We start from the raw sequence: 19,413 nt of genomic DNA on the forward strand, positions 1-19,413 counted from the left end.
AAATATAGTGGTATGTCGATAATAATTAATTTATATACCACTATCAAATTTATAGTTGTTAATTACCACATTAAGTCATCTGGAATTGCAAATTCTGCGTATGGGTCATCTTCTTCACTTGCAGCTTCATTTTGGGTCTGGTCATGTAAAGCAACTAACACAGACTCATCAATGGCACGTAGTTTCTCTGCAGCCTCTTTATTAATTAAATAAAACTCGTCATTTAACACACAAATTGCAAAACTACCTTTAATTAACCCTTGTTGGATATTGGGTGTGACTGCAATTCGTTTCACTTTATTGTCATAGGTGAAATGATAATCTAGCTCACCTTGATAATCTTTTTCACAATGCTGGGCAATCATTTGTATTAATTTGCCATGTGCTGCTCGTGCCGCTAACTCTTGTTGCGTTTGTTGATTATTCTCTAAATCTTTTTGTTTTTGTAATTGCGCTTGTTCTTGTACTGCTTTTTGAACATCAGAAACGGCTACACTGCCTTTTTTCTTTTTCTGTTTTGCTTGACGACGTTTTTCGGTCTGCGCTTGTTTTGCTTTTTGTTTATTGATTAATCCTGAATTCATTAATTGGTCTTGTAATGAAGCCATATTGAAACCCTTTGCTAAAATTTGAAAGGATTAGTTTATCACACTATAGAATTTGCTATGTCGACTTTGTTATTAAAATGGTCTAGATTTAAAAAACAACATAAAAAATGAGGGATCTGAATATGTTAGATAATTTACAGGTGAAACAGTTTATGTCAGGTAAGACAATTGCATTCACTAAAGAAATGAATTTACAAACGGCACTTGATAAGCTTTTAGCATCAAATCTAATTGGTGGACCCGTAGTTAATGCCGAAGGCCTTGTGGTAGGGTGGTTGTCTGAACAGGATTGTTTAGCAAAGCTAATTGAGGCAAGCTATTACAGTGACCATTCCGCTCTTGTTGAAGATGTTATGTCGGGGGCTCCTTTAAGTATTCCTTCTACCTTAAGCATTGTAGATTTAGCACAAAAGATGATTAATGAAAAACCTAAAATGTACCCAGTATTAGATGAAGACAATATCTATGTTGGACTCATTACTCGCAAAATGGTGCTTGGTGCAATAAAAACCCAACTCTAATTTTTATGAAGAAAACTTGGAACTAAAGTTAAACTTTAAAATCCTCAGAAATCAAGCAACTGGGTAAAAAATACAATGCACTTTAAAACAGTGCATTGTATTTTTTGATAGTCTGAAATTTCAATAAGAGCTAATAACTTATTAATTCTAATTTAGATTTTATCCTAATACAGGTAAGCCGTTTATTTCGATAATACTAGTTTTTGCCGCTCCCAGCATTGTGCGGAAATGTTACATGATTGGTACTGCGTTAATTGGCGAATAAAATCACCTCTTAATGCTTCCTTTACTCCTAAACTAGCTAGGTGCGCAGTGATCATTTGACAATCGATGACTACTCCACCATATCGCTTAAAGTGCTGACATAGGCCAATAAAAGCTAATTTCGATGCATTGCTATGCTCATGAAACATAGATTCACCACAAAACACACCACCTACATTGACCCCGTATAGACCGCCAACTAATTTATCATCATGCCATACTTCAACTGAGTGAGCTTTTCCTTGTAAATGTAATTGATGGTAAGCGTTAATAATATCAGAACTAATCCAAGTTTCTGCCTGTGTTTTACGTGGCATTGAGCAGGCATGAATAACATCATTAAAAGCATGGTTAATGGACAGTGTTAGGTCTGTTTGACGAATAAATTTAGCCATACTTTTACTGATGTGTACTTCTTCTGGCATGATCACCGCACGTTTTTTTGGGCTCCACCATAAGATTGGTTCTCCTTCTGAAAACCATGGGAAAATTGCTTGTTGATAAGCATTTTGTAAACGTGCAACAGATAAATCACCTCCAATAGCGAGTAAGCCATCAGGATCATTTAATGCACTTTCAGGATCTGGGAATGATAGGTTATCTTCGGAAAGAACAATTAAGTGTTTAGTCATTGATAATTAATAAGCTCCATCAAAAAAGCCAGTCACATGACTGGCTTGTTTTATTTTAAATCACTAAGTGATATTACTGTATTTATTTTCCAGGATACTTTAAATCAGTTTCACCAGTGTATAACTGACGAGGGCGACCGATTTTTTGACCTGGTTGATCTAGCATCTCTTTCCAATGAGAAATCCAACCGATAGTACGAGATACTGCAAAGATAACCGTAAACATAGTACGAGGAATACCCATTGCACGTAATACAATACCTGAGTAGAAATCAACGTTAGGGTAAAGTTTTTTCTCGATGAAGTAAGGGTCTTCTAAAGCAATACGCTCTAATTCCATTGCTACGTCTAGTAGTGGATCATCGATGTTTAATTCTTCTAATACTTCATGACAAGTTTTACGCATTACAGTAGCACGTGGATCGTGGTTTTTGTATACACGGTGTCCAAAGCCCATTAAACGGAATGGGTCATTTTTATCTTTCGCTTTAGCAACAAACTCTGGAATGCGGTCAACAGTACCGATCTCTTCTAACATTTCTAAACAAGCTTCGTTTGCTCCACCATGAGCAGGACCCCATAAAGATGCAATACCTGCTGCGATACAAGCAAATGGGTTTGCGCCAGAAGAACCAGCTAAACGTACTGTTGAAGTAGAAGCGTTTTGTTCATGGTCAGCGTGAAGGATTAAAATCTTATCCATTGCGCTTTCTAGTACAGGATTAACAACATATTCTTCACACGGAATACCAAACATCATTTTTAGGAAGTTACCTGCATACGATAATGTGTTATCAGGATACATGAATGGTTGACCAACAGAATATTTATAACTCATTGCTGCTAGTGTTGGTACTTTAGAAATTAGGCGGAAAGCTGCAATTTCACGACATGATTCATTCGCTACATCTAGAGAGTCATGGTAGAACGCAGATAAAGCCCCAACCACACCAACCATAATTGCCATTGGGTGAGAATCACGACGGAAACCGCGATAAAATGCAACAAGTTGCTCATGCAACATAGTGTGATGTAATACGGTGTGTTTGAATTTAGCAAACTCTTCTTCTGAAGGTAATTTACCATTTAGTAGTAAGTAACATACTTCTAAGTAATCCGATTTATCAGCTAACTCATCGATTGCATAACCGCGATGTAATAAAATACCTTTTTCACCATCGATGTAAGTAATTGCAGACTCACAAGAGGCTGTTGCTAGAAAACCAGGATCGTAAGTGAAGTAGCCTGATTGACCTAAGCTACGGATATCAATTACATCGTTACCAGCAGATCCTTTATGGATAGGAAGTTCAACAGGCTCTTGCCCTGGTAACTGAAGTATTGCGATTTGATCCGACATTATTTTCCCCTTTGTCTGTAAATTATAACGATTCTTATATTCTGTATTCTTATTCTTTATTCTTTAGACTGTTTTTCGATGGCATATTTTTACAGTCTAAATTTCAGCTTGTCAAATTTAACATTTAAAGTTTGCGAGTTACTAGGCGTCTTTGACACCTTAAAATCTATTAAGGAAATTAGTACTACAAGTTCGCTCAAGTCTCTGATATCCTGATGTTTGAGTTAATTATTTTTTGTGTTTTATCTGTCACAAAGTTCATTTTTTTTCGTGCTTAGCTCACAAAAGATAGAATTGACCATCACAAGTTGTTAACATTGTGATAACAATAGCGTCTGTAAACCAACCCCTAACTTTTGGCCATTAATAAAGAGATAAATTGTGCGCAAAGAGAGACCCAAAAACTTAGACCTATCCACGGTTAAATTTCCCATTACCGCCATTGCTTCTATTTTGCATCGTGTATCTGGGATCATCGTTTTTATTGCTTTAGCAATATTCCTTATCCTTCTAAACTGTTCATTATCATCCGCTGAAGATTTCCAACGAGTACAAGGTTACCTTGATATGTTTATCGTTGAATTTATCTTTTGGGGAGCATTAACTGGCTTGGCATATCACGCAGTATTTGGTATCCGCCACATGATTCAAGACTTGGGTCATTGGGAAGAGTTAGACAGTGCTTCATTAAGTGCAAAAGTGGGCTTCGGTATCACTGTTGTATTATCAATATTAGCGGGGATTTTAGTATGGTAAATATCGCAGGTACTTTTGGACGCAGTGGTGTACATGATTACATCCTGATACGTGCCAGTGCAGTTATCCTTTTAGCCTACATTTTGTATATTGTAGGCTTTGTAGCAACTGCCGATTTAACTTATCAAGTTTGGACAGGATTTTTCTCATTAACATTTACTAAAGTAATGACCCTGTTAGCTTTAGTTGCAATGTTAGTACATGCATGGATTGGACTATGGCAAGTACTAACCGATTACGTTAAATGCACATTACTACGTGGCACATTGCAATTTGTGCTAACAACAGTGGCATTTGCGTATGTTATTTTTGGCTTTGTAATTTTGTGGGGTGTTTAAGTGAGTTTACCAATTAGAGAATTTGATGCGATTGTGATTGGTGCTGGTGGTGCAGGTATGCGCGCAGCATTATCAATTTCGCAAGAAGGCAAAAGCTGTGCGTTGATTAGTAAAGTATTTCCAACGCGCTCACACACTGTTTCTGCGCAAGGTGGTATTACCGTTGCTTTAGGTAATGCACATGAAGATAATTGGCAGTGGCACATGTACGATACAGTTAAAGGTTCAGATTTTATTGGTGACCAAGATGCTATTGAATATATGTGTAATGAAGGCCCTGAGGCAGTGCGTGAACTTGAAAACATGGGATTACCATTTTCTCGTTTTGAAAATGGTTCAGTTTACCAACGCCCATTTGGTGGTCAATCTAAAGAGTTTGGTGGTGAGCAAGCTGCTCGTACTGCTGCTGCTGCCGACCGAACTGGTCATGCTTTATTACATACGCTTTACCAGCAAAATATTAAAAACAAAACAACCGTTTTCTCAGAATGGTATGCGCTTGATTTAGTAAAAAATGATGATGGCGATATTGTAGGTTGTACTGCTATTGAAATTGAAACCGGTGAAGTGTGTATGTTTAAAGCACAGGCTACTGTGCTTGCAACTGGTGGTGCTGGTCGTATTTATGCATCAACAACTAACGCACATATTAATACTGGTGATGGTGTTGGTATGGCTCTTCGCGCAGGCGTACCTGTTCAAGATATGGAAATGTGGCAATTCCACCCGACAGGTATAGCGGGTGCAGGTACACTAGTTACTGAAGGTTGTCGTGGTGAAGGTGGTTATCTTTTAAATAAAGATGGCGAACGCTTCATGGAACGTTATGCGCCTAATGCTAAAGACTTAGCAGGTCGTGATGTAGTTGCTCGTTCAATTATGATTGAAATCCGTGAAGGACGCGGTTGTGATGGACCTTGGGGTACACACATTAAATTGAAATTAGACCACCTTGGTAAAGAAGTTCTAGAAAGCCGTTTACCAGGAGTATGTGAATTATCACGTACTTTTGCACACGTAGATCCAGTACAAGAACCGATTCCAATTATTCCAACTTGTCATTATATGATGGGTGGCGTACCTACAACTGTTAATGGTCAAGTATTGAAACTTGATAAAGACGGTAAAGATATTGAAGTGAAAGGGTTGTTTGCAGTAGGTGAAATAGCATGTGTATCTGTTCATGGCGCTAACCGTTTAGGCGGTAATTCATTACTAGACTTAGTGGTATTTGGTCGTGCGGCCGGTAAACACTTAGGCAAAGTATTGAGCGTTGAAAACACTTCTAAAGCACCAACTGAAGCAAATATTGAAGCTGCATTAGAGCGTTATAATCGTTGGGAAAAAGGTGACGGTACTGAATGTCCTAACGAAATTCGTAAAGATCTAAAAGAATGTATGCAGAATAACTTTGGTGTATTCCGCGATGGCCCTGCAATGGCAGAAGGTCTTGCTGAACTTGAAAACATTCGTAAGCGTTTGAAAAATGCTAAGTTAAGCGATAAGAGTAGTGAGTTTAATACTGATCGCATCGAATGTTTAGAGTTAGATAATTTGATGGAAACTGCTTTGGCGACTGCTAAATCAGCTAATTTCCGCACAGAGAGTCGAGGTGCACATAGCCGTTTCGATTTCCCTGATCGTGATGATGCAAACTGGTTACATCACAGTATGTATATCGCAGAAACAGAAAGTATGTGTAAACGTGACGTTAATATGGCGCCAGTACTACGTGAAGCTTTCCCCCCTAAAGCGCGTGTTTACTAGAAGGTTTATAGATATGAATATTAATTTCTCAATTTACCGTTACAACCCTGATGTTGATGCTAAACCTTATATGCAGGATACATCGTTAGATGTACCTGAGGGTTCAGATATGATGGTATTAGATGCACTTATCTTATTAAAAGAAAAAGATGCGTCACTTTCATTCCGTCGTTCATGCCGTGAAGGTGTTTGTGGATCTGACGGCGTTAACATGAATGGTAAAAATGGACTTGCATGTATTACGCCATTGTCTGATGTGTTATCAACAGGCAAAAAAGTAATCATCCGTCCACTACCTGGCTTGCCTGTGGTACGCGATTTAGTGATCGACATGTCACAATTTTATACTCAGTATGAAAAAGTGAAACCATTTTTAATCAACGATGACAGAACTCCACCTGCTGGTGAATTTAAACAATCACCTGAAGAGCGTGAAAAACTTGATGGTTTGTACGAATGTATCTTATGTGCATGTTGTTCAACTTCTTGTCCTTCATTTTGGTGGAACCCAGATAAGTTTATTGGGCCAGCAGGTTTATTGGCTGCTTATCGTTTTCTCATTGACAGCCGAGATAGTGCAACAGAAGAACGCTTGTCGAATTTAGATGATGCTTTTAGTGTTTTTCGTTGTCACAGTATCATGAACTGCGTTAGTGTTTGTCCTAAGGGATTAAACCCAACTAAAGCGATTGGTAAAATAAAATCGATGTTATTACAGCGCGCTGTTTAATTACTAATTTACACATGATTAGTGAAATAATCATAATAATATAAGGAACGTTAATGCCAACTAATGTTATGGAAACTTGGTTAGCCTCATCGCATCTTTCCGGGGCAAATTCCACTTATATTGAAGACCTTTATGAGTCTTATTTAGACGATCCATGTTCAGTGGACGCTAATTGGCGTGAAGTCTTTGATGAATTACCAAGTGTGAGTGATACTCCAGAAGAGCGTCACTCTATTATTCGCGAACAGATGAAGCATGCGGCGAAAGCGCCAAAATGTTTCACACCTCCACAAGGAGCTGTTCATAATGATGCTAAACAAGTAAAAGTATTGCAGTTGATCGGGGCATATCGTCATCGTGGTCACGAAGCAGCTAATTTAGATCCACTTGGTTTAGTTAAAAGCGAAACAATCAAAGAATTAGACCCATTTTATCATGATCTAACAGGATCTGATTTTGATGCAAACTTTAACGTAGGATCATTTGCCGCTGGCAATGAAACTATGATTTTAAAAGATTTAGTGGCTTCTTTAAAACGTACTTATTGTGGTTCGTTAGGTGTGGAATATATGCACATCACGGATACAGATGAGAAACGTTGGATTCAAAATCGCATTGAATCAAGTGAAAGTCGACCTTCTTTTAGTAATGAAGCAAAACAACGTTTTCTTGAAGAGTTAACGGCAGCGGAAGGCTTGGAACGTTATATCGGTTCTAAGTTTCCAGGTGCAAAACGTTTCTCCCTAGAAGGTGGTGATTCATTTGTTCCTATGCTGAAAGAGTTAATTCGTCGCTCTGGTGAGCAAGGTGCTGAAGCTGTAGTTATTGGTATGGCACACCGTGGTCGTCTAAATGTACTGGTTAATGTGTTAGGTAAAAAACCAACAGATCTTTTCAATGAGTTTGCTGGTAAGCATGACAATATTGATGGTTCGAGTGATGTTAAATACCATCAAGGTTTCAGTAGTGACTTTAAAACACCTAAAGGCAACGTTCATTTATCATTAGCATTTAATCCGTCTCATTTAGAGATTGTTAATCCAGTGGTACTTGGTTCAGTGCGTGCGCGTCAAGAACGTTTGAATGGTATCGGTGAAAGTGTACTGCCTATTACTATTCATGGTGATTCGGCAATTGCAGGTCAAGGGGTGGTGCAAGAGACATTTAACATGTCACAAGCAAAAGCCTTTAAAGTGAGCGGAACTATCCGTATCGTGATTAATAACCAAGTTGGTTTCACAACTTCTAATCGTGAAGATACACGTTCAACACGTTACTGTACTGATATTGCGAAAATGGTCCAAGCACCTATTTTTCATGTAAACGGTGATGATCCTGAAGCGGTAATGCACGCGACACAAATTGCAATTGATTTCCGTAACAAATTTAAGCGTGATGTTGTTATCGATTTAGTTTGTTACCGTCGTCACGGTCACAATGAAGCAGATGAACCAAGCGCAACACAACCTGTGATGTACAAAAAAATCAAAAAACATCCAACACCTCGTGAAATTTACTCTAAGCAATTAGAAAGTGAAGGTGTAATTACAGGTGCTGATGCGAAAAGTTTAGTGACCACATATCGTGATGCATTGGATAATGGTGAGTGTGTTGTTAAAGAATGGCAAGAAATGCAGGGTAATAACTCTATTGATTGGACACCATACCTTAAACATACTTGGCAGTCTCCATATGAAGCAGCTTTCCAAAAAGATCGCCTAAGAGAGCTTGCTGAATCCATTAGTCAATATCCTGAAGATCAAGTACAGCATCCGCGTGTTGCAAAAATCTACAAAGACCGCTTGATGATGGCACGTGGTGAGAAATTATGTGATTGGGGTTTTGCTGAAAACTTAGCATATGCAACCTTACTTGATTCACGTTATAACATCCGTTTAGTAGGTCAAGATTCTGGTCGTGGTACTTTCTTCCATCGCCATGCTGTACTACATGAGCAATCTGAAGCGGGTCGTTATATTCCACTGCAGAATATCTCAGATGAGCAAGGCCATTTTGATGTACATGATTCAGTATTATCAGAAGAAGCGGTATTAGCATTTGAATATGGTTACTCAACAGCAGCTCCTAAAGGTCTATGTATCTGGGAAGCGCAGTTTGGTGATTTTGCGAATGGCGCACAGGTTGTTTTTGACCAGTTCCTATCATCAGGTGAGCAGAAGTGGGGCCGTATGTGTGGTCTAACTGTATTGCTTCCGCATGGTTATGAAGGTCAAGGTCCGGAGCATTCATCTGCACGTTTGGAACGTTACTTACAATTATGTGCAGAGCATAATATGCAAGTTTGTATTCCTTCCACGCCTGCTCAGGTTTACCACATGCTACGTCGTCAAGTAATTCGCTCTATGCGTCGTCCATTAATCGTTATGTCTCCTAAGTCATTATTACGTCATCCAATGGCTGTATCTAGTTTAGATGAGCTATCTTCAGGTACATTCCAAAATGCGATTGGAGAAGTAGATGAGTTAGATTCGAAAGCAGTAGATCGTGTTGTACTTTGTAGTGGTAAAGTTTACTACGAATTATTAGATAAACGTCGCAATGAAGAATTGAATAACGTAGCTATTGTTCGTATCGAGCAACTGTACCCTTTCCCAACGGATGAGTTAAACGACATAATTGAACAATACGCACATGTTAAAGACTTTGTTTGGTGTCAAGAAGAGCCACAAAATCAAGGTGCTTGGTACTGTAGTCAACATAACTTTAGAAGCGTTCTGCCAGAAGGTGCTAACTTGCAATACGCAGGTCGTGCAGCATCGGCATCAACAGCCGTAGGTTATATGTCACTACATGTTAAGCAGCAAAAAGCATTAGTCAATGAAGCACTTGGTTTTGATGAACAGTAATCAAAATTAAATTTAATTATATAAAATTTATAGTAGGAAGTATTAATTATGATTGAAATATTAGTTCCAGAATTGCCTGAATCAGTTGCAGATGCAACAGTGGCAACATGGCATAAACATCCTGGCGACTTCGTAGAGCGCGATGAAGTGCTAGTTGAAATCGAAACCGACAAAGTTGTACTTGAAGTACCTGCTACAGCAACTGGTATTTTAAAAGAAATTATTGAAGATGAAGGCGCAACTGTTTTATCTAAGCAACTTTTAGCTAAACTTGAAGAAGGTGATGCACCAGCAGCGAAAGAAGAAGAGGTTGTTGAAGAGCAAGCACCAGCGAAAGCGGCTGACGCAAGCCCATCTATTCGCCGTTTAATGTTAGAGCAAGATATTGATGCCCGTGATATCAAAGGTTCTGGTAAAGGTGGCGTAATCACTCGTGAAGACGTTGAGAAGTTCCGCACAGAGAAAAACAAAAGCGAAACTACACCTAAAGTTGATATCGTAGCAGCTGTTGCAGCGCGCAGTGATAAACGTGTACCAATGACTCGTCTTCGTAAACGTGTTGCAGAACGTTTATTAGAAGCTAAAAATTCAACAGCAATGTTAACAACATTCAATGAAGTAAACATGAAACCTATCATGGATCTTCGTAAGCAATACCAAGAAGTATTTGAAAAGAAACATGGTATTCGTCTAGGCTTTATGTCTTTCTACATTAAAGCTGTAACAGAAGCGTTAAAACGTTACCCAGAAGTAAATGCAGCAATTGATGGTGACGATATTGTTTATCATAACTTTTTCGATATCAGCATCGCAGTATCTACACCACGTGGCTTAGTAACACCGGTATTACGTGACACCGATACTCTTAGTGTTGCTGAGATTGAGCAGGGCATTCGTGACCTCGCAATCAAAGGTCGTGATGGTAAATTAACTGTTGATGAAATGATGGGTGGAAACTTCACAGTAACGAACGGTGGCGTATTTGGTTCGTTACTTTCAACACCAATTATCAATCCACCGCAAGCTGCTATCTTAGGTATGCACAAAATTCAAGACCGCCCAATGGCTATTGATGGCAAAGTTGAGATATTACCTATGATGTACTTAGCACTTTCGTATGATCATCGTTTAATTGATGGCAAAGAATCAGTAGGATTCTTGGTAACAATTAAAGAGCTACTGGAAGACCCAACTCGTCTATTATTAGACATTTAATTCCGCGCTTCAGTATCCCTTCCTTAGCTGCCTATATTGATAGGCAGCTAATTTCATAAATTGTTTTTACACTCACAGCTTTCGGGCTATTAAGTTTAACTCAACAAATGGAAATCAAACATGAATTTGCATGAATATCAGGCAAAACAGCTATTTAAAGAGTATGGTCTACCAGTTCCACAGGGTGTTGCCTGTGACAGTGGTGAAGATGCAGTTAATGCCGCGTCTAAATTAGGCGGCGACAAATGGGTTATCAAGTGTCAAGTACATGCAGGTGGTCGCGGTAAAGCGGGTGGTGTGCAGTTAGTTGATTCAAAAGAGTCTATTCGTGAATTTGCTAAAAAATGGTTAGGTCAGAACTTAGTAACTTATCAAACTGATGCCAACGGCCAACCAGTCAACAAGTTGTTATTAGAAAGTTGTAGCGACATTGCTAATGAGTTGTATTTAGGTGCTGTTATTGACCGCGCTTCACAACGTGTTACGTTCATGGCATCAACCGAAGGTGGCGTTGAAATTGAGAAGGTCGCTGAGGAAACTCCTGAGCTTATTCACACTGTTACTATTGATCCATTAGTCGGTGCACAAGCATACCAAGGTCGTGAGTTAGCGTTTAAGTTAGGACTTTCTGGTAAACAAATTGGTCAATTTACAAAAATATTCTTGGGTTTAGCAACTATCTTCCAAGATAAAGATTTATCTTTGTTAGAAATCAACCCGCTTGTTGTAACAGGTAGCGATGACTTAATTTGTCTAGATGGCAAAATTTCTATTGATTCTAATGCAATGTATCGTCAAAAAGCACTCAATGAAATTAACGATACTACTCAAGATGACGCACGTGAAATGCATGCAGCACAGTGGGAGCTTAACTATGTAGCACTTGATGGTAACATCGGCTGTATGGTTAATGGTGCCGGTTTAGCAATGGGGACAATGGATATTGTTCATTTACATGGCGGAAACCCTGCAAACTTCTTAGATGTTGGTGGCGGTGCGACTAAAGAGCGTGTTACAGAAGCATTTAAGATCATTTTATCTGACGATAAAGTTGAAGCAGTATTAGTTAATATCTTTGGTGGTATTGTACGTTGTGATTTAATTGCTGACGGTGTTATCGGAGCGGTTGAAGAAGTGGGCGTATCAGTTCCAGTTATTGTTCGTTTAGAAGGTAACAACGCTGAATTAGGTCGTAAGATCTTAGCGGAGTCTGGTTTAAATATTATTGCAGCAACATCATTAACAGATGCAGCTGTGCAATCTGTGAAAGCGGTAGGTGGCAAATAATGAGCATTTTAATTAATAAAGACACTAAAGTAATTTGTCAGGGTTTCACTGGTGGACAAGGTACATTTCATTCTGAGCAAGCGCTTGAATACGGCACAAAAATGGTTGGTGGTGTATCACCAGGCAAAGGCGGCCAAACGCATTTAGGTTTACCGGTATTTAATACAGTAAGCGAAGCAGTACAAGAGACAGGCGCAACAGCTTCTGTGATTTATGTACCTGCGCCATTTTGTAAAGATGCTATTTTAGAAGCAATTGATGCAGGTATTAAGCTGATTGTTACTATTACTGAAGGCATCCCTACATTAGATTTAGTTGAAGTTAAAATTAAACTAGATCAAGCTGGTGTTGTGATGGTTGGCCCGAACTGTCCAGGTGTTATTACACCTGATGAATGTAAGATTGGTATTATGCCTGGTCACATTCATAAGAAGGGTAAAGTTGGGATTGTATCTCGTTCTGGTACATTGACTTATGAAGCAGTAAAACAAACCACTGACGAAGGGTTTGGTCAATCAACTTGTGTTGGTATTGGTGGTGATCCAATTCCTGGTTCAAGTTTTATTGATATATTAAAACTGTTCCAAGAAGATCCAGAAACAGAAGCTATTGTGATGATTGGTGAAATTGGTGGTACTGCTGAAGAAGAAGCTGCTGCTTTCATTAAAGCAAATGTAACTAAACCTGTTGTTTCTTACATTGCTGGTGTAACTGCACCTGCTGGTAAGCGTATGGGGCATGCTGGTGCAATTATCGCAGGCGGTAAAGGTACAGCTGAAGATAAATTTAAAGCATTGGAAGATGCTGGTGTTAAAACCACTAAATCATTAGCAGATATCGGTAAAGCATTGCGCGAAATCACTGGCTGGTAATTAAGTTTCATTAAACAGTTTTATTATTAAACCTCGCTTATGCGGGGTTTTTTTATGCCTTTAATTTATACTGCTTCTTATTAAACAAAAACTTTTGAACAAGTTTTTAATCGTCATTATCAACGCTATACCTTCTACTTGATTCAAAAAATGCTGCTAAAAGTGTCAATTATCATCAATATTCTGTTCAAAATATGCAGCTTATTCCATAGAGGTATTCTACAAAAAATATTTATTCAAAGATTGGGATTTATTTGCTTAAGTTGTTGACTAAGTATTGTGAGAAGCTTAATCACTCCCTAAGCTTAAACACTATTGTTAATTTATTATTTCGTCTGTGACAAGGTTACCCATGAACTTAGTTAAAATATTACCTGCATTATTACTGTTCTATGCAATTCCAAGCATGGCAGAATCAAATGTTACTAATGTATCTCCAATCAATAAAAGTAACCTCTACGGTAGTTGGTTTTGCCAACATAAAATAGAAGAGCCCAACTCTAAAATGGTGATTGATGTTAATTACCGCATTAAATATAACCAAGATAATACATCTCAAGGTTATGGGATTTTATTATTTGCGTTAAGTGGCATGCCAAAATTAAAATACAGTATAACGGATAGTTCAACATGGCAGTTAAACGAAGATACGTTAAGTATGAGCTCGCAAAATATAGAGTTTAAAAATGTTAGCCATCCAGAGCTTGAATCAATTTTAAATTTAAAGAAAATACTACCTGCGACAGTTAATGAATCAGGAAAGGTTATTCATTTAAGTAATGATGAGTTAACAGTTAAGTCTGAAGCTTATAGTGACTTAATTCAATGTGTTAGAGCATAAATGGTTAGGTTAATTTATTAACCTAACCATGAATTATTAAAAGTCTATCTTTAGGCTAATTAATCTCTTTTAATAGCGCGCAGAATAACGAATTTTTTGTTTTCTGCAATTAGCTCACAGTTACCGAATATACGATTTAACTTATCTTGATAATCTAAATGACGGTTCCCGACAATCACCAGCTCACCGTTTATTGCTAAACAAAAGTGTGCGTCATTGAACATGCTCCAAGCGATATGATCGGTAATAGCGTGCTGTTGATGGAAAGGTGGGTTACATAAAATCAAATCATAGCTGCGTGACTTAAAACCAACTAGTCCATTATTCACTACAAATCGAGTGTTATCCGAACGCTCTTCTTCAAAGTTCTTCAACATGTTAATTCGTGCAGAGTCGACAGCCATATATGACTCATCAATAAAGGTAATTTGTGCATCTGGGTAAGCTTCTGCTGCCGCCATACCAACCACACCATTACCACACCCTAAATCGACGACTTTAGTGAAATCACCTTCAGGAAGGTTCTCCATTAAGTAACGGCCACCAATATCTAAATGGTTACGTGAAAATACATTGGCGTGGTTGTGTATTTTCCAATCAAAACGTTCTATGTCCCAAGTGATTGCTACTTCTTTTTCTGAAACGTTTATTTGATCAGGCAAGCTAAATATAAGACGAGATTTCTTCTTCGCTAATGACGTTTTAGTTGTACCAATATATTTTTCAAACAATGCCAGCGTTGATTTATGAATCGCATCGACTTTACCTGCAGCAACAACAATAGTGTCTTTATCAATAACTGAGCTTAATTGTTGTAATTGATACTCGAGAAAAGACAAGGTTTTAGGCACTTTAATAAGCACTACTTTTGCATTTGTGGGTAATGGCTGCAAACTATCTTGAATTAATAGTGTCTCAGTAGGACATTGATTACGCTGCATATTGAGTTTAATAGAACCAACAGATAAAAATGAATCTGAAACAACAGTTCTTTGAGTCTCTTGGAAGAAACAGCTAAGTGCACCAAAACCATCATTGATAATTAATAATTGCCCATCTTCGGTAATGTATTTACCTAAATCATTATCTTGGAAATGGTTGATCAGGTATTCATCTGCTGAATCCCATGCTTGTAAGGTTTCATTTTTTCTGCGTGGGTGACGATGTAAAATTAATATTTGATCTGCAATGATTAATGCTTCATTCATAGGTTTAGCCTAGTTGTGTATATAGTGTAAGTTAATGTGCTATTTTAACTTGCTTGCTTGCTTAAGGTAAGTGATATTATGCCTGTACTCAAAATGAATAAGGATGAGACGCTTTGTGAATATAATAATAACTAAAAATAAATTAATGAAAGCACTACTTATCAGTGCTTCATTATTCACTATAACAGCTTGTGATAACCAAATTGATGATATTTTATCTGATATTGCCGATGGGGAAGATGAAGTCGTTTGTAGTACTGATACCACTACCGTCAACTTTAAACAGATTGCCTATTGGGGGGAGAATGATGAAGATACGCTAGACGATATCGATTTTACTATGTTAACTCATGTTATCTATAACAAAATTGGTGTGACTTCTAGTGGTGAATTAGTCTTACCTGATGACACTGACGATTTTGAAGATATGGTCGAGGCCGCACACGACGCAGGTATTTATGCGATGGCTTCAATTGGTAATTCAAGTGACTCCGCATTTAATACTATTGCAGCAAGTAACTCTGCTATGAGTAATTTTATCGATAATATGGAAGATCTCATTGATGATTATGATCTAGATGGTATTGATATTAATTGGCAGTTTCCAGAGGGTGACGATGAAGGTGATCTGTTTGAAGATTTAGTCAAAGAAGTCAGTGAGTCACTAGAAGATGAAGATAAAATCTTTAGTTTTGTTGTTGATACTGGCCAGGACGATGATGACACAGATGATGGCGTTCAGGATGATGTATTAGATTACGCTGATTTCATGAACGTGATGGCATTAAATACAACCGATGATGACGATTTACACTCTTCATTGGAAGATGCTGAAGATGCTATTGAGTATTGGACTGATCGTTGTGTAGTTAAAAATCGTCTTGTACTCGCTATACCTGTTTATTCAAAAGGTGATGGTGTACTAGATTTTAGAGAGATTGTTGATGACGATGATGATAATGCCTGTGTAGATGAAGCCTCTAACGTAGAAGATGAAGACGGTAATAAATACGATGACATTAACTACAATGGTATTCCAACAGTAAACGATAAAACAGAGTATGCACAATCGTATGCTGGTGGCGTGATTATTACATCATTAGAGCAGGACTATTTTGATAGTGATTACTTTTCTATTTTAGCGGCGGTCGATTGGCAAGTCGCAGGGAGTGCCAACGATATTTGTGATTAATTATAAAATATAATTCCATGGTTTTTTTTGTGGTTAAAAGGGCGCATAATAGCGCCCTTATTTTTTCTAACCACATTAAGGTCGTATTATGCCGATTAAAGCCGCTTTAACTGAACGTAGCAACGGATGTTGTGAGTTGTGTTCATCTACTAATGATTTGTCTATCTTTGAAGTCCCACCAGTTAAAGAGCCTAATTCTGACAAGTCGGTTTTAGTTTGTTCGACCTGTTCTGAGCAAATTGCTAAAACAGCTGAAATGGATAATAACCATTGGCGTTGTTTAAACGACAGCATGTGGAGTCAAGTTCCTGCGGTACAAGTAACCGCTTTCCGTATGTTAACTCGTTTGAGCAAAGCAGGTGAAGGCTGGGCACAAGATCTGTTAGATATGATGTATATGGAAGATGAACAGAAAGCATGGGCTGATTATGGAGTAGCAGCTGATGAGATTGAAGAAGTTGCCCCAACACGTGATTCTAACGGCACTGTTTTAGTAGCTGGTGATAATGTTACCTTGATTAAAGACCTAGAAGTAAAAGGGGCAAACTTTACTGCAAAACGAGGCACACCAGTACGTAATATCTCATTAACTGATAATCCAGAGCATATAGAAGGACGTGTTAATGGCGTACGTATCGTTTTATTAACAACTTACCTTAAAAAAATGCCTTTGTTTGAAGATAAGTAATACCAGTTACATTCATTAGTAAAAACATAGTCATAAACAATAAAGGCCCTAGTACATAATAGTATTAGGGCCTTTATTATTAAGAAGATACAGTACGTTTTAACGGATGGCTAAAGTACTTTCCATGTCATGTTTTCACCTGCTTTAATAGGCACCACAATATCATTACCAAAAGCTAATGATTCAGGTACTGGCCATTCTGTCTTTTCTAAAGTCACAGTATCTTGATTACGTGGAACACCATAGAAGTCAGGACCATTAAAACTAGCAAAACCTTCTAACTTATCTAAAGCATTTTCAGCTTCAAATACTTCAGTATAAAGTTCTAGTGCAGCAAATGCAGTATAAGAACCAGCACAACCGCAAGCCGATTCTTTTGCGCCAATAGCATGTGGCGCTGAATCCGTACCTAAAAAGAATTTTTTGCTACCGCTAGTCGCCGCTTTCACTAATGCTGCTTGATGCGTATTTCTTTTTAAAATAGGTAAACAATAGAAGTGGGGTTTAATGCCGCCTACCAACATGTGATTACGGTTAAACATTAAATGATGTGCCGTAATAGTAGCGCCAACGTTATCGCCTGCTTTATTAACAAATTCAACAGCATTTGCTGTCGTAATGTGCTCTAAAACAATTTTCAGATCTGGATTCTGCTCAACGATTGGTGACAACACTTCTTTTAAAAATACTTCCTCACGATCGAATATATCAACGTGATTTGAAGTCACTTCTCCATGAACGAGTAAAGGCATGTTGACTTCCTCCATCGCTTTAAGAGTTGCCTTTAGTTTAGTTGCATCTGTCACGCCTGAATCAGAATTGGTCGTTGCGCCAGCAGGATATAATTTAGCTGCGTAAACATGACCTGATGCTTTGGCTTTTTTGATCTCTTCTGGCGTTGTATTGTCAGTAAGGTAAAGCACCATTAATGGTGTAAAAGTTGTTTTTGGTTGAGCTGCTAAAATACGCTCTCGGTAAGCTAATGCACTATCAGTTGTCATCACTGGAGGCACTAGGTTTGGCATTACAATTGCTCTCCCCATATAACGGCTAGTATCGCGAACTGTATCTGCTAACACATCGCCATCGCGTAAGTGTACATGCCAATCGTCAGGTCGTGTGATGGTTAGTTTAGTGCTCATATAATACTCCGTGTGATAGAGGCTGGGGAAGTTGACGCTGATTCTAGAAGTTAGATTAAGCTAAGTAAAGAGCAAACTGGCTGGTTTAATGATTTAACAAGATTACCGCTCATATTTAATAGATGAGCGGTAACTCAATAATTAGCTTAATTGAGCGTAATGGGCTCGAATAGTCTCTGCAATTTTAGCTTTAATACTTGCGTTTACATGAACCGCTTGTTGCGTTGGGAATAAATCAACTAACGCTTTTACTAAAGGCTGTTGAGCTACTTCAGATTGTTCAACCCAACTTAAAAGTAAGTGTCGGTTAATATAAGCAGGTAATGATCCTAAAGTGCCCACATCATTTTGGTTATGAATTAATAAACCAGCCGTTGTCCCTTTATCTAAAGTTAATACCTGATAAAAGTACAAGGTATGATAGTCCAACTGCTGAGCTAACTCTTGATCAGATGGAGGCGGAAGGCTGCTAAATTTATCGGTTAATATAGCGATATAACAATCGATAACTTGCTTAGCAAAATTAATTGCAAAGTACTTAGGTGTTTGTTCATCGCCAACAAAGCCCTCTAAATAAAAATGCGAAACACCACGGTGTTTATCTAATGCCGGAATATAAAAATACTGTTCGCCTTGTTCAATACCGCTATCGTAATGTTTACCACTGGCCTGTTTGAGCGTTTCATTAAACACAGTTTTGTCTGTTGCATCTTCGATCGCTGGGTTTAAATCTGCCATTAGACGCCAGTAGCGTTGACCATTTTTTAATTCAGTCCAACTAACATGAATATGAATAGAAGGTGCTAAAGGGTGTTGAGGGTGAATAATTGTTGATAACGCGGTAGCAGATAAAAAGGCCTTATCAGGCTTATCTTCATATTGTACTTGCGAAACATTAACAGAAGCTCGATTAAATACACTGTTATCGCTGGCTTCATAACGTTTACCACCACCATGAGTTCCTTCATCACGTAGCCATTCGACAGGGATAAACTGAGTACCTGTCGAAAGGGTCGATAATTTATTTACAAAATAGTCTTGTACTTGACTAAGTTCGGTTAATGCAAATGTTGCTTGATCTGATGTGGCGAATACGCGCATGAGCTTCCTATAGTATCGAGTCAT

The 19,413-nt window shown here is 38.2% G+C and carries 18 protein-coding genes; 12 read left to right on the forward strand and 6 right to left on the reverse strand.

The window, feature by feature from the left end; all coding sequences use genetic code 11:
- Positions 1 to 62: 62 nt before the first annotated feature.
- Entirely contained in the window at positions 63 to 608 is a 546-nt protein-coding gene (locus V5290_RS11575; RefSeq protein WP_333385723.1) for a DUF2058 domain-containing protein, read from the reverse strand.
- A 152-nt stretch (positions 609 to 760) separates the two neighbouring features.
- On the opposite strand from V5290_RS11575, the gene V5290_RS11580 reads away from it, so the two are divergent.
- The gene (locus tag V5290_RS11580; RefSeq protein ID WP_333385726.1) at positions 761 to 1,129 is read left to right on the forward strand and encodes a CBS domain-containing protein; all 369 of its coding nucleotides are present in this window, start codon (positions 761 to 763) and stop codon (positions 1,127 to 1,129) included.
- A gap of 182 nt (positions 1,130 to 1,311) precedes the next feature.
- Here V5290_RS11580 and aat read toward each other — a convergent pair whose 3' ends face one another.
- Together aat and gltA are read right to left on the reverse strand one after the other, a co-directional pair.
- On the reverse strand, positions 1,312 to 2,025 hold the full coding sequence (aat, locus tag V5290_RS11585) for a leucyl/phenylalanyl-tRNA--protein transferase (RefSeq protein WP_333385729.1): 714 nt from the start codon (positions 2,023 to 2,025) through the stop codon (positions 1,312 to 1,314).
- 82 nt (positions 2,026 to 2,107) lie between these two features.
- Positions 2,108 to 3,385, reverse strand: coding sequence for a citrate synthase (gene gltA / locus V5290_RS11590; protein WP_333385732.1), 1,278 nt, complete (start codon positions 3,383 to 3,385; stop codon positions 2,108 to 2,110).
- Positions 3,386 to 3,766: 381 nt separating this feature from the next.
- Here gltA and sdhC point away from each other — a divergent pair, with 381 nt between their 5' ends.
- The 9 genes from sdhC (at position 3,767) to V5290_RS11635 (ending at position 14,058) form a co-directional block, all read left to right on the forward strand.
- Positions 3,767 to 4,141 (forward strand): succinate dehydrogenase, cytochrome b556 subunit, encoded by a 375-nt coding sequence (gene sdhC, locus V5290_RS11595; RefSeq protein WP_113818008.1) that lies wholly within the window; start codon positions 3,767 to 3,769, stop codon positions 4,139 to 4,141.
- On the forward strand, positions 4,135 to 4,479 hold the full coding sequence (sdhD, locus tag V5290_RS11600) for a succinate dehydrogenase, hydrophobic membrane anchor protein (protein WP_333385736.1): 345 nt from the start codon (positions 4,135 to 4,137) through the stop codon (positions 4,477 to 4,479). The genes sdhC and sdhD overlap by 7 nt, the downstream gene beginning before the upstream one ends.
- On the forward strand, positions 4,480 to 6,246 hold the full coding sequence (gene sdhA / locus V5290_RS11605; protein ID WP_333385739.1) for a succinate dehydrogenase flavoprotein subunit: 1,767 nt from the start codon (positions 4,480 to 4,482) through the stop codon (positions 6,244 to 6,246).
- Between the two features lie 13 nt (positions 6,247 to 6,259).
- Complete coding sequence (locus tag V5290_RS11610) at positions 6,260 to 6,976, forward strand: succinate dehydrogenase iron-sulfur subunit (RefSeq protein WP_333385742.1); 717 nt, start codon at positions 6,260 to 6,262, stop codon at positions 6,974 to 6,976.
- 53 nt (positions 6,977 to 7,029) lie between these two features.
- Positions 7,030 to 9,843 (forward strand): 2-oxoglutarate dehydrogenase E1 component, encoded by a 2,814-nt coding sequence (gene sucA, locus V5290_RS11615; protein ID WP_333385744.1) that lies wholly within the window; start codon positions 7,030 to 7,032, stop codon positions 9,841 to 9,843.
- A gap of 48 nt (positions 9,844 to 9,891) precedes the next feature.
- Positions 9,892 to 11,058 carry a 2-oxoglutarate dehydrogenase complex dihydrolipoyllysine-residue succinyltransferase gene (gene odhB / locus V5290_RS11620; protein WP_333385747.1) on the forward strand — a complete coding sequence of 389 codons (1,167 nt, stop codon included), beginning with the start codon at positions 9,892 to 9,894 and terminating at the stop codon, positions 11,056 to 11,058.
- A gap of 120 nt (positions 11,059 to 11,178) precedes the next feature.
- The gene (gene sucC / locus V5290_RS11625) at positions 11,179 to 12,345 is read left to right on the forward strand and encodes an ADP-forming succinate--CoA ligase subunit beta (protein WP_333385748.1); all 1,167 of its coding nucleotides are present in this window, start codon (positions 11,179 to 11,181) and stop codon (positions 12,343 to 12,345) included.
- Positions 12,345 to 13,217, forward strand: a complete 873-nt coding sequence (gene sucD / locus V5290_RS11630) for a succinate--CoA ligase subunit alpha (RefSeq protein WP_333385751.1) — start codon at positions 12,345 to 12,347, stop codon at positions 13,215 to 13,217. Before sucC ends, sucD begins: the two co-directional genes overlap by 1 nt.
- Positions 13,218 to 13,569: 352 nt before the next feature.
- Positions 13,570 to 14,058, forward strand: a complete 489-nt coding sequence (locus V5290_RS11635) for a hypothetical protein (protein ID WP_333385754.1) — start codon at positions 13,570 to 13,572, stop codon at positions 14,056 to 14,058.
- Between the two features lie 59 nt (positions 14,059 to 14,117).
- Here the strand turns inward: V5290_RS11635 and V5290_RS11640 are convergent, their stop codons facing one another.
- A complete protein-coding gene (locus V5290_RS11640; RefSeq protein WP_333385757.1) occupies positions 14,118 to 15,266 on the reverse strand; it encodes a methyltransferase in 1,149 nt (382 codons plus the stop codon).
- Between the two features lie 115 nt (positions 15,267 to 15,381).
- Here V5290_RS11640 and V5290_RS11645 point away from each other — a divergent pair, with 115 nt between their 5' ends.
- Positions 15,382 to 16,458: a glycosyl hydrolase family 18 protein gene (locus V5290_RS11645; RefSeq protein WP_333385760.1), complete on the forward strand. Its 1,077-nt coding sequence runs from the start codon at positions 15,382 to 15,384 to the stop codon at positions 16,456 to 16,458.
- 88 nt (positions 16,459 to 16,546) lie between these two features.
- Entirely contained in the window at positions 16,547 to 17,146 is a 600-nt protein-coding gene (locus V5290_RS11650) for a PhnA domain-containing protein (protein WP_333385761.1), read from the forward strand.
- Between the two features lie 110 nt (positions 17,147 to 17,256).
- Here V5290_RS11650 and pyrC read toward each other — a convergent pair whose 3' ends face one another.
- Together pyrC and V5290_RS11660 are read right to left on the reverse strand one after the other, a co-directional pair.
- The gene (gene pyrC, locus V5290_RS11655; protein WP_333385764.1) at positions 17,257 to 18,288 is read right to left on the reverse strand and encodes a dihydroorotase; all 1,032 of its coding nucleotides are present in this window, start codon (positions 18,286 to 18,288) and stop codon (positions 17,257 to 17,259) included.
- Between the two features lie 141 nt (positions 18,289 to 18,429).
- A complete protein-coding gene (locus V5290_RS11660; protein ID WP_333385766.1) occupies positions 18,430 to 19,389 on the reverse strand; it encodes a coproporphyrinogen III oxidase in 960 nt (319 codons plus the stop codon).
- Between the last annotated feature and the right edge of the window lie 24 nt (positions 19,390 to 19,413).

This window comes from Psychromonas arctica, assembly GCF_036697365.1.
Taxonomy (GTDB): Bacteria; Pseudomonadota; Gammaproteobacteria; order Enterobacterales; family Psychromonadaceae; genus Psychromonas; species Psychromonas arctica_A.